Consider the following 11,348-nt stretch of genomic DNA (forward strand, 5'->3'; position numbering starts at 1 on the left):
TCGATCGAATTCAACGCACCACGAGAATCGGGCCGCCCGACGCATGCACCAGTGATCGTCCGATCGAGCCGAGAATCGGAGCGGCCCACGGTCCGTGCCCGCGGCTGCCGACCACGAGCAGGTGTGCGGCCTCCGATGCGAGACGAAGCTGGTGCTCGGCCGAGGACTCGAGCAGGTGTAGGTGCACGACAACGGATGGGTGTGCGGACGTCGCAGCTGCGACGCGTCCGCCCAGCCAATGCAGGGTTCGCATTCGTTCCGGTGCAGACTCTTTCGGAGCAGGACGTTGGTGGGGAGAGCGGACGTGCAGAACGGTGACCGGGACACCGAGTGCGTCCGCGTACCAGAAGGCTGCGTCGATCGCACGGGTGCAGGATTCGGATCGATCCACCCCGACGACGACCGGCGAGTTCGGCGCGGCGTCTCGGGGCTGGGCACGCCACACCAGAACCGGACATCGCGACGCCATGACGATTCGAGTTGCGTTGCGGCCGAACACGATGTCTCTGATCGGACCTGACGCATGACCGCCGATGACGAGCAGATCGGCAGTCTGCGACAGTGCGCCGAGCGCTGAGGCGATCGGGTCGTCCGTCAGAATCGAATCGACGACGATACCGGGGTCGATGCCGAAGAGCTCGCTGCGAGCCGACCGGAGGAGCCGGCGACCCTGTATCTGCACCCTCGATCGTGTGGATTCCTGGTTACCCACCGTCGGTGAGTGTCGCGATATCAGCGCGTGCACGAGGCGAATTCGCGATCCGGTGATCGATGCCAGGCCCGCCGACCAGATCAGTGCGCCGCGCGATTCCCGTGTCCCGTCGAGCGCGACGACGATGTCACCCCACTCGGGTTTCGCCCACAACCCGGGAGCGGAGCCCGCAGGGCGATTCTGCGGCACCGTGCTCACCATGGTCGTCCGACCACCGGTGCCAGGGCGCGACGTATGTCGACCGCGACGTCAGCGAGATCTTCGTCGATCGCACGCTCGGCTTCGAGTTGTTCGAGGAGCACCCGAGCTCGATTGGCGGTCAACGGAAACAGGTGGCCGCGAAGCCGTGCCGTCGAGTTCAGTCGGTCGTATGTGGCAAGGACTGCATCGTCGACGCTCGCACGAGTCAGATCGGGGTACCTTTCGGCGAGCATCGCGGCAATCGATACCAATTCACCGGTCAACGGCAACGTCGATGGTGCCGAATCGATCAGGATCATGAATGTCTCCCATCCAGGCATTTCAGCCCGGGACGGCACCGTTCACCGGTGGGTGGATCGTGGGCAGAAAGAGCTTGTCCACCAAGGGTGGCCGACGCGTGTCACGTGATGTAGGGCCTTTCGTCGGCAGGCCGGTTACCGAAGGCCCCTCTGTCGTCGCCGCCGGCCTCGTAGCGTCGTCCGGACTGCCGGATGCCCGAAGCAGTACGAGCTGTATCGACCGAAGGATGCCCGATGGGAATCAACAGAATTTCCGCGCTCGTCCTCGGATGTGTGGTGGCATTCGTGTCCTTCGCCATGCTCGGTGTCGGCCTACTCCTGTTCGCCGGTTACCTCGCGCAGGACGACGAGGGGCGAATCAGCTTGCCGACTGCACCGTTGACGACGGCGTCGCATGCGCTTGTGTCCGAGGACGTCTCGCTGGTCGGTGCGATCGACTCGCAGGTGGCGGACGAAGTGACAGTCTCGGCCCGGGTCACCTCGTCCGACCCTGCACGCGAAGTACTGATCGGCGTCGCGCCCACCGCGGAGGTCGACGACTACCTTCGCGGTGTGGCGCACACCGTGGTCACCGACGTCGAGTTCTCGCCCTTCCGGGCTCGATACGACACCGTCGCCGGCGGCGAACCGTCCGGTCCGCCGCTGGATCAGCAGTGGTGGTCGGCTCGCTCCAGCGGCATCGGGACTACGCAGCTGGAATGGACGCCACAGGGCGGCTCGTGGACGTTGGTCGTCATGAATGCCGACGGTAGCGCCGGCATCGACGTGGACGTGAGTGCAGGCGTTCGAGTGCAGTCGCTCGGACCGGTGGCCGCATTTGTTCTCGCGGGCTCTGCAATCCTTCTGGTGTTCGGTGTCGTGTCCATCGTGTTCGGCGCTTCCGGGCTCGGGAGGAGGTCCGACTCCGACCCCGTCTCGGAACCACTTGCCGAACCCATCCCGGTGTCCGGCAGCATGGAACGGTCTCGATATCCGGTCACGCTGACGGGCGAGCGTCCCGAGTCGCTGTCCCGTGGATTGTGGATCGTCAAATGGCTTCTGGCCGTGCCGCATTACATCGTGCTGGTGTTCCTTGCGGCAGGGTTTGTCGTCACGACGTTCGTTGCCGGGGTCGCGATCCTGTTCACCGGACGGTATCCGCGGGGGCTGTTCCACTTCAACGTCGGTGTTCTCCGATGGATGTGGCGTGTGCAGTTCTACTCGTACTCGGCGTTGGGGACCGATCGCTACCCGCCGTTCACCCTGCATCGCACCGACTATCCTGCCGATTTCGCAGTCGAATACCCCGAAAGGCTTTCGCGGGGCAAGGTATTGGTGAAGTGGTGGTTGCTTGCGCTGCCGCACTACCTCGTGCTCTCCGTGTTGGCAGGGGGCTGGTACGCAGGATTCCGGGTGACTGGAAACGGCGGAGACACGGGATTCGCGGGGCAACCTTATCTGTTCAGCACGGCGCTCGGTGTACTCGTCCTCATCGCCGGGATCTCGCTGCTGTTCACCGGTCGCTATCCGAGAGGCCTGTTCGACCTGGTCCTCGGCATCAACCGGTGGGTGTATCGCGTCGCGGCCTACGCGGCCCTGATGACCGACGACTACCCGCCGTTCCGGCTCGACCTCGGACCCGAAGACGGTGAGATCAGCTCAGAAAAGCCGCATCGATGACGACGTACCCGGCCACCTGCGGTGAGAACCCGACGCCAGCGCGCGAGTGACGGCGAACTGTGCGGTCGTTCCTTGGCCGCTGAATGACGAAGTGGAGAGAAGTCCTCGTGGCGGCGGACCTTGTGCCCTAGTTCGCGAATTGTTCGGCAGCCATGCTGAATCCATGATGTCGACTACGCGAGCGCTCACCACGAAAGACCGACGATGGCCGTGGCTGGGCGCAGTGTGCGCCGGAATTTCCATCAACGCTTTCGGGGGCGCGATCGGTTTGGCCTCGGGCGCCATCGATCTGAGCACCGAGGCGCACGCACGACTGCCGCTGTCGAATACGGCGCTCGCCGGCCTCGCGTTGGTTCTGGTCGTCGGAGTGCCGATGGGACTGGCGGCGGCGTCGGCTCTGGCGGGTAGCGGCAAGACCGGCCCCATCGCCCACACGGCGGGCGTACTGCTCGCTGCCTGGATAGTGGTTCAACCGCTCGTGATAGGCGAAACGAGTTGGCTGCAGGGCATGTTCGGCGTACTGGGAGTTCTCGTCGCCCTCCGAGGGTGGCGGATCACGGCGTACACGAACCGCCTCGCACGTCGCATCGCATGAGAATCCTGGTCTCGACCGCCGGACGGCACGGAGCGACGAACTCGCTCGGGCAGGAGATGGCCCGCGTGTTCCGACACGGGGGAGCCGATGTCGACATCTGCGCTCCGGATTCCGTCGTCGACATCAGTGGCTACGACGCCCTGGTCATCGGAAGTGCCGTCTATTCCGATCGGTGGGTCCCCACCGCCAAGCGGCTCGTCGAGCGGGTCTCCAGGTCTGCGCACCCACCCGTGTGGCTGTTCTCATGCGGGCCATTGCATTCGAGCGACCGACCGGTCAACGACACCGCCGACGCCGCACGCGCGGTATCGAGGTTGGATGCATCCTCGCATCGAACATTTCCCGGTCGGCTCGACGCGGAACGGCTCTCGGTGGGCGAACGTCAGATCTTCGACAACTCCGGCGCGGTTGCCGGAGACTTCCGAGACTGGGTTCGTGTGTGCAATTGGGCCCGAGAGATCCTTGCCTGTCTCACGGCTGGGACACCGGGCTCGTAACCTTCGTGAACGTGCCTGCACCGACACGCCGAGCGGACGGGCAGACGTGCTCGTGAATCTCTGCCGCCAACTGTGCCACCGATTCGGTCAAGACGGTATTCGCTTCGATCATGTCCTGCAGCAGCGCGGTATTCGAAAGTGTATGTACGGCAACCTCACTGCTCACCGAGTCCGCGCGCTTGGCCGAGATCAGCAGAATGGCGCCCTGCAGTCCTGCGATCATCGACAGGAACAGGTTGAGCAGGATGAAAGGGTACGGATCGAACCCGTCGTTCTGGTTGTACGCGGCCCACAGCGCCATCACGCCCAGGAACAGGAAGACGAACGGCCAGGAGCCCATTCCGTTTCGGACGTAATCCGCCGCACGCTCACCCGTGGTCAGTGCATCACCGGTTCGAACGCCCGGATGTCTTCTCCACAGGTTCATCGTTCGCAAGTCTTCGAATCGGAGGGTGCAGAAGTGTCCATAGTGCCTAGTGTGGCCCCTGATCGCCAGAGTCACCAGGGGCGAAAGTCCATGACTGCTGTGCCTTTTGCCTCCCCACGCGCACCTCGGGAGACGTCCCGACCGGTCGATGACTTCCGGCCTTACTGCCCGCCGCCGCAGCGCCGATCATCGACGGTGTGCATTGCTCGACGGTCGAGAACGGCACCGGTTTCTGATGTTGGAGGAAGTTCACGATGAAAGCAGCTGTTGTCACCGAGTTCGGTGGGCCCCTAATAGTCAAGGACATCCCGATACCGCAGCCCGCGCCCGAACAGGTGCTGGTGAAGATGGAGACGTGCGGTGTGTGTCACACCGATATCCATGCTGCGCAGGGGGATTGGCCGGCCAAGCCGACCTTGCCCTTCGTCCCCGGGCACGAGGGCATCGGAGTGATCGAGGCGGTCGGGTCGCAGGTGTCGAAGGACAGAATCGGTGAGCGAGTCGCCATCGCGTGGCTCGGTTCGGCATGTGGCGAATGCGATCACTGTGTCTCGGGTTGGGAGACGCTGTGCGAGACGCAACAGAACAGCGGCTACTCGATCGACGGTGCGTACGCCGAATACGCTGTCGCCCAAGCGAAGTATGTCGTCCATGTTCCCGACGGGATCTCCTCGTTCGACGCTGCCCCACTGACCTGTGCCGGCGTGACCACGTACAAGGCTGTCAAGGTCGGTGGCGTCACCCCGGCGCAGCGCGTGGCCATCTTCGGTGTCGGCGGGCTCGGTCATATGGCGGTGCAGTACGCCAAGATCGCCGGCGGCTTCGTCACCGCGGTCGATATCGAGGACGAAAAACTCGACCTCGCACAAGAACTCGGCGCAGACCACACCGTCAACTCGGCGACGACCGATCCGGTGGAGGCAATTCAGGCGCTCGGTGGAGCCGATGTCGCGATCGTCCTGGCCGTCATCCCGAGTGTGTTCGATCAGGCCTTCCGGTCGCTACGCCGCGGAGGACGTCTGGTGTGCGTGTCGATGCCGGCGCACGGCGTGTTCCCGATCCCGATCTTCGAGACGGTGGTCGGCGGAATCTCGGTACTCGGCTCGATCGTCGGCACCAGGACAGATCTTCGTGAGGTGTTCGCATTGCACGAGGCCGGACGAACGACGGTATCGGCGGTGTCGCGCAAACTCGACGAGGTCAACGACTGCTTCGACGACCTGATGGCCGGACGCGTCACCGCTCGTCAGGTTTTCGAGTTCTGAGGGGCTCTCCGATCTCGACGAGTGTTCCCCTTGGGCTCGATTCGCCGTAGGGTTGCTCGAGGGCAGACACGCGCTGGACCAGCGCGTGTGCTCCGCGCTGGGGCGATCCAATCCGACGATCAATCGCATCGTGGTGGACTTACCCGATCCGTTGGGGCCGAGAAAGCCTGTGACAGTGCCGGGTTCGACGACGAACGACAGGTCGTCGATGACGAGCTTCCCGCCGTAGCTCTTGCTCAGTGCGCGTACTTCGATCGCGTAGGCGGCGGTGTCCGGTCGGCTCATGGACACAGCGTGCTCGGCTCGGCTCGGCCGTCGTAGGGCATTAGGACCCTCGTGGGTCGACGAACGGCATTGTCCGGTCGGGGACAGTCACATGCTGGGCCGGTGGGTGACAGCGGCGAGGCGACCGGGCGACGGCACGACGGTGACCGGGCAGTGCGCTCGCGTCAGCACCGACCGGCTGGTCGAGCCGAGCATCATCTCCGCGTAGCCGCCGCGTCCGTGACTACCGATCACCACCAGCTGAGCACCTTGGGCGTGATCGAGAAGTGCCTGCACCGGTTTGTCCTTGACCACCACGGACCGCACCGACACCGTCGGATGGAGTCGAGTGTGCGGCTCGAGCAGCCGCGCCAAGTGATCTGCAGCCGCGCGTCGGTTGTCCGGCCACTCCATTCCTCGAATCGGGAAGCCGATCGACAGATCCGTGTCCGACCAGGAGTGCACCGCAGTCAGTGGTGCCGATCGAACATCCGCCTCCTCGAACGCCGACGTCATTGCGGCAGCGCTCGCCTTGGTGCCGTCCACGCCCACGACCACCGGTTGGATCGCGTGGTCGAGACCGCCGTCGGTCCAGCCACGCACCACGGTGACCGGGCAGCGAGCATGAGTGGTGACGGCGAACCCGATCGAGCCGAGTGACCGCTGCTCGGTGCCACTGAGCCCCCGCGTGGCAATGACCACCATGCGAGCTGTCTCGGACAGTTCGAGCAATGTGGACACCGCAGAGGCTTCGGACGAGACGGTATCGACGGTGACTGTCGCCGTCCCACGAGTCGCAGTCTCCCGGGCCTCGCTGAGAATTCGGTCGGTTTCCGATCTGGCCTGGTGCACCACGGTATCGGGAAGGACGCCCAACCCGGTCAAGACCTTGGGCAGCGACATCGCTGAGACGACAAGGAGATCGGACAGGTGCAATCGTGCGTCGAGAGCGGCCCAACGCACCGCGTCCAGAGCCGCCGCCGAACCGTCGACCCCGACGATGGTCGGAAGTGGACCCATCGATTTCCTCCTCGGTCGTGGTGTCGAACATCCATCAGACGCCGCGCACAGCCTCGGGCGCGGCAGGACAACAACACCTGGACCGAGGACTTTGGTCCTCTGTTTCGGTGACGAAAGGTCGGACCACCGCCGCCCGTCCCCCGTAGGCTCAGAAATCGAGGCGTTCGACATGGACGCAGGTAGAGGGGTGTCGACGTGGTCACGGTGTTCTTGGTGGACGATCACGAAATCGTGCGGCGCGGTCTGATCGACCTCATCGACTCCGATCCCGATCTCGAGGTCATCGGCGAGGCAGGCAGTTGCGCGCAGGCGCTGGCCCGAATTCCGGCCCTGCAGCCCGACGTCGCGGTGCTCGACGTGCGGCTACCCGACGGCAACGGCATCGAACTGTGCCGTGAGCTTCTCGATCGACTGCCGAACCTCAAGACCATGATGCTGACCTCGTTCACCGAGGACCAGGCCATGCTCGACGCGATACTCGCGGGCGCGAGCGGCTATGTCGTCAAGGACATCACCGGCATGGAACTGACCCGAGCGATCAAGGACGTCGGTTCCGGCCGGTCGCTGCTCGACAACCGTGCAGCCGCGGCGTTGATGGACAAACTGCGAGCCGGGACGGCGTCATCGGGCCCTATCGATCACCTCACGCCCCAGGAGCGCACCCTGCTGGATCTGCTGGGAGAGGGCCTGACCAACAGACAGATCGCGGCCAGGATGTTCCTGGCGGAGAAGACGGTGAAGAACTACGTGTCTCGGCTGCTCGCCAAGCTCGGGATGGAACGCCGCACCCAAGCTGCGGTGTATGCGTCGAAGCTCGCCGACGGCGATCCGCCTGCCCACCGGAAACCGGGGTCCCGGGATGGATGACCAGCACGGGGAAACCCGGTCTTCGCTACCGCAACTCCGGCTCGGGGAGCTGCTTGCCGAGGTGCAGGATCGTATCGGTCGCATCGCCGATGCGAGGATTCAAGCCGACGGTCTGCTCGACGCGATGCTCGTCATCACCTCGGGACTCGATCTGGAGGTGACGCTGCGTTCGATCGTGGAATCGGCCGTCAAGCTCGTCGACGCCCAGTACGGTGCGCTCGGCGTGCGCGGAGAAGGCCACGGATTGAGTGCGTTCATCAACTACGGCATGGACGAGGACACCCGGGTGGCCATCGGCCCGCTCCCCACCGGACGCGGGGTACTCGGACTGTTGATCGACCAACCGAAAGTGCTACGTCTGGACGATCTGACATCGCACCCGGAATCGGTGGGGTTCCCGCCCAACCATCCTCCGATGAAAACCTTTCTCGGAGTGCCGATTCGGGTTCGCGACGAGATCTTCGGCAATCTCTATCTCACCGAGAAGAAGGGCGGCAAGCAGTTCACCGAGGACGACGAAGTCGTCACCAAGGCGTTGGCGTCCGCCGCCGGCATCGCCATCGACAACTCGAGACTGTACGAGGACTCGCGGGTGCGTCAGGCGTGGATGGAGGCAACGCGGGACATCGGCACCGAGCTCCTTTCCGGGACGGACATCGACGAAGTACTGCAGATGGTGGCGCGTAAGTCGTTGCACCTGACCGGGTCCGATGCGGCGTTCATCGCGGTACCCGAGGACGCAGACCAAGCCTTCGGGGATGTCACGCAACTCGTCGTCACGGTCAGCGAGGGACTCGGGGCCGATCGAATGATCGGGGCAGTCGTTCCGATCGAGGGCTCGAGCTCGGGAGTAGCCTTTCGGCGTCGAACAGCGTTGCGGAAGGAGCGACTCGACTACGGGGTCAAGGAACTGGGCTCTGCTTTCGGACCCGCAATGATTTCACCCTTCCGCGTGGCAGAGGGCGTCAGTGGAGTCCTGGTGGTTCTGCGCGCCGCGGGGCGGGGACCGTTCGACGAGACCCAACTCGAACTGGTCTCGAACTTCGCCAACCAGGCCGCGCTGGTGATGCAGATCGCGGACGCCAGTCGGCGGATGCATCAACTCGACGTGTTGTCCGACCGGGATCGTATTGCCCGTGACCTGCACGATCACGTGATTCAGAGGATCTTCGCTGCAGGATTGGCGCTGCAGAGCACCCTGCAGCGCACCGAGTCCCCGGACCTACGGCAGCGTCTGTCCAGAACTATCGACGACCTGCAGGACACGGTGCAGGACATCAGGACGACCATTTTCGACCTGCAGAGCACATCCCACTCCGCAACACGGCTGCGGCAACGTATCAACAGCGCGGTACTCGAACTCACCGAGAACGTCGATATCCGTGCCGTCGTGCGGATGTTCGGACCACTGTCGGTCGTCGACACCAAACTCGCCGATCATGCCGTTGCCGTTGTCCGCGAGACTGTCAGCAACGTCGTTCATCACGCCCAGGGCGACACTGTGACCGTTACTCTGTCGGTGGGGAACGAGCTCGAAATCGTGGTGTCCGACAACGGAATCGGTATGCCCGACAACACCACCACCAGTGGGTTGTCCAACCTGGGGACCCGTGCGGCCGAGTGCGGCGGGACCATGACCGTCTGCCCCGGTGCCTCCGGCAGCGGCACCGATGTGACGTGGGCGGTACCGCTGCCCTGACGGCTCCAGTCGTTGGTCACCTCTTTCGATGACCTCCGGCCGTTACCGCGAGTGGCTATAAGCTCGTAGCGTTTTCGGTGACGGTGCTGATCCTGCGTCGCACCACCGAGAGGACCCCGATGAACATCTCACACACCACCGGACCCGTTCTGGTCGGAATTGACGGATCGACGGCCGCGCTCGATGCAGTGCGCTTCGCAGTGCGTGAGGCGCGAGGCCGAGGAACATCACTGCGACTGGTACATGTGATCGAACCCCAGATTCAGCGTGAAACGGTATACGGGGCACCCGACGTGGACGGTGACTATGCGCGCACCGTCTTGGACCAGGCCGCGATCATAGCGCGGGCGAGCGACCCGACCGTCATCGTGGAAGCTGTTGTTCTACAGGGTGTCCCGGAAACGGTGATGCTGTCCGAAGCAGCGTCTGCGTGCCTGATCGTATTGGGTGCCAAGACCGAGAATTCGATCGCTGCACGGGTTCTCGGATCCATGGTGCGCACGGTGGTCGAATGCTCACCGAACCCCGTGGCCGTTGTGCACACCTTCGATTCCGAGCGCGACGGCGCGGTCGTCGCCGCTCTGGGAGACGTGAAGGTTTCGGCATCGGATCTCGTTGTGGCGCAGGCATTCCACGAAGCGTCGATGCGCGGGGCCACCGTGTTGGCCGTGCACACCCAGACTGTCTCGACCATTCTGGCCAGCGCCATCGGCGGTCCGGTCGACCATCTGCACCCCGAGTCGGCAATGGACGTCCGGTTGGAACCCTTCAGTGCCGACTATCCTTCGGTGCGGGTGGCGTCGGTCTACGCCGAGGCCGATTCGGGATCGGAACTCGTCGCGGTGTCCGACACTGCACAGCTGCTGGTGGTGGGGCACGAGCGCGATCGCGTGCCGGGAAGCACGTTGACGAAAGTCCTGCGGCACGCCGAATGCCCCGTCCTCGTGGTGCCGCACGCATGAGTACCGTGAACGCGAGGGCGATCGTCGTCGGCGTCGACGGATCCGGTTCGTCACTCGACGCGGTCGGCTGGGCCGCACGCGAAGCCGAATTACGCGGAGCACCGTTGAAGCTGGTGTCCGCGTACCAAATCAGGGCCCTCTACACCAGCTTCGTCGCACTCCCGTCGCAACTCGGCTCCGAGGAGAATGCACGTGCGGATTCGATTCTGACGTCGGCATCCCTCGTCGCGCGGCGGTCGGTCGAGAAACCCGACGCGCTGACGATCATGATCGAACCGATTGTCGGACCGACTGTTCAGGCGCTGATCGACGAGTCCGCCACCGCGTCGATGATGGTGGTCGGCTCACGCGGCAACGGCGAGTACTTCGCCGAGCTGCTCGGCTCGGTGAGCACGGCGGTGGCTGTGCAGGCTCGCTGTCCGGTAGTCATCGTGCCGCGCAGCGTGGAATTACATTCGGCACGGGGACCGGTCGTGCTCGGAGTCGACGCCTCGGCGCACAACCAGGAGGCCGTCCGGCTGGCCTTCGAGGAGGCCTCGCTTCGGGGCACTGGCCTTGTTGCAGTCCACGTGTCGACGGACCGACTCGTCTCGTCACCCGACGCGTCGACGTCGGACAAGTCCGAGGCAATTGTGTCCAACGGCCGAACCGTGTTGGCCGAAAACCTGTCCGGGTGGAGCGAGCTGTATCCCGACGTGGTGGTGAAGCAGACAGTGCTGCGCGGCGACGTCGTCGAACGCATCCTCGGCGCGGCGGTGCGCGCAGAGGCCGTGGTGGTCGGTTCGAGCGGACGCACCGGTTTCGGTGGCCAGCTGCTCGGATCCACCGTTCGGTCACTGGCCCACCGCGTCGACTGTCCGCTGATCATCGCTCGCGGATAG

12 protein-coding genes and 1 pseudogene are annotated in these 11,348 nt (G+C 64.3%); 8 read left to right on the forward strand and 5 right to left on the reverse strand.

Translation table 11 applies throughout. From position 1 onward, the window contains the following. Window positions 1–10 precede the first annotated feature (10 nt). Together CH285_RS09145 and CH285_RS09150 are read right to left on the reverse strand one after the other, a co-directional pair. The gene (locus CH285_RS09145; RefSeq protein WP_176458438.1) at window positions 11–901 is read right to left on the reverse strand and encodes a universal stress protein; all 891 of its coding nucleotides are present in this window, start codon (window positions 899–901) and stop codon (window positions 11–13) included. Between the two features lie 5 nt (window positions 902–906). Next, on the reverse strand, window positions 907–1,212 hold the full coding sequence (locus CH285_RS09150; RefSeq protein ID WP_141214893.1) for a three-helix bundle dimerization domain-containing protein: 306 nt from the start codon (window positions 1,210–1,212) through the stop codon (window positions 907–909). 234 nt (window positions 1,213–1,446) lie between these two features. Here CH285_RS09150 and CH285_RS09155 point away from each other — a divergent pair, with 234 nt between their 5' ends. The 3 genes from CH285_RS09155 to CH285_RS09165 all read left to right on the forward strand — a co-directional run bounded on the left by CH285_RS09155 (window position 1,447) and on the right by CH285_RS09165 (window position 3,963). Then, window positions 1,447–2,871 (forward strand): DUF4389 domain-containing protein, encoded by a 1,425-nt coding sequence (locus CH285_RS09155; protein ID WP_176458439.1) that lies wholly within the window; start codon window positions 1,447–1,449, stop codon window positions 2,869–2,871. Between the two features lie 163 nt (window positions 2,872–3,034). Further along, complete coding sequence (locus tag CH285_RS09160) at window positions 3,035–3,466, forward strand: hypothetical protein (RefSeq protein WP_057473548.1); 432 nt, start codon at window positions 3,035–3,037, stop codon at window positions 3,464–3,466. Next, window positions 3,463–3,963: a flavodoxin domain-containing protein gene (locus tag CH285_RS09165; protein ID WP_094643408.1), complete on the forward strand. Its 501-nt coding sequence runs from the start codon at window positions 3,463–3,465 to the stop codon at window positions 3,961–3,963. Before CH285_RS09160 ends, CH285_RS09165 begins: the two co-directional genes overlap by 4 nt. On the opposite strand, the gene CH285_RS09170 is transcribed toward CH285_RS09165, so the two are convergent. Continuing rightward, window positions 3,938–4,390, reverse strand: a complete 453-nt coding sequence (locus CH285_RS09170) for a DUF1003 domain-containing protein (RefSeq protein ID WP_027495572.1) — start codon at window positions 4,388–4,390, stop codon at window positions 3,938–3,940. The genes CH285_RS09165 and CH285_RS09170 overlap by 26 nt on opposite strands. Window positions 4,391–4,644: 254 nt before the next feature. Between CH285_RS09170 and adhP the strand changes: the two genes are divergently transcribed. Then, window positions 4,645–5,655, forward strand: a complete 1,011-nt coding sequence (adhP, locus tag CH285_RS09175; RefSeq protein WP_094643409.1) for an alcohol dehydrogenase AdhP — start codon at window positions 4,645–4,647, stop codon at window positions 5,653–5,655. Window positions 5,656–5,691: 36 nt separating this feature from the next. Here adhP and CH285_RS28330 read toward each other — a convergent pair. Together CH285_RS28330 and CH285_RS09185 are read right to left on the reverse strand one after the other, a co-directional pair. Further along, window positions 5,692–5,940: pseudogene (locus CH285_RS28330) on the reverse strand (ATP-binding cassette domain-containing protein); the annotation flags it as partial. Window positions 5,941–6,027: 87 nt separating this feature from the next. Further along, window positions 6,028–6,939 (reverse strand): universal stress protein, encoded by a 912-nt coding sequence (locus tag CH285_RS09185; RefSeq protein ID WP_176458440.1) that lies wholly within the window; start codon window positions 6,937–6,939, stop codon window positions 6,028–6,030. Between the two features lie 195 nt (window positions 6,940–7,134). Between CH285_RS09185 and CH285_RS09190 the strand changes: the two genes are divergently transcribed. From CH285_RS09190 to CH285_RS09205, 4 genes are all read left to right on the forward strand, one after another. Next, window positions 7,135–7,806, forward strand: coding sequence for a response regulator (locus tag CH285_RS09190; protein ID WP_027495581.1), 672 nt, complete (start codon window positions 7,135–7,137; stop codon window positions 7,804–7,806). After that, a complete protein-coding gene (locus tag CH285_RS09195; protein WP_080730146.1) occupies window positions 7,799–9,505 on the forward strand; it encodes a GAF domain-containing sensor histidine kinase in 1,707 nt (568 codons plus the stop codon). Before CH285_RS09190 ends, CH285_RS09195 begins: the two co-directional genes overlap by 8 nt. A 119-nt stretch (window positions 9,506–9,624) precedes the next feature. Beyond that, window positions 9,625–10,467 carry a universal stress protein gene (locus CH285_RS09200; RefSeq protein WP_141214925.1) on the forward strand — a complete coding sequence of 281 codons (843 nt, stop codon included), beginning with the start codon at window positions 9,625–9,627 and terminating at the stop codon, window positions 10,465–10,467. Beyond that, the gene (locus CH285_RS09205) at window positions 10,464–11,348 is read left to right on the forward strand and encodes a universal stress protein (RefSeq protein WP_176458441.1); all 885 of its coding nucleotides are present in this window, start codon (window positions 10,464–10,466) and stop codon (window positions 11,346–11,348) included. Before CH285_RS09200 ends, CH285_RS09205 begins: the two co-directional genes overlap by 4 nt.

The sequence above is a fragment of the Rhodococcus sp. 05-2256-B1 genome (assembly GCF_002258465.1).
Lineage (GTDB): Bacteria > Actinomycetota > Actinomycetes > Mycobacteriales > Mycobacteriaceae > Rhodococcoides > Rhodococcoides fascians.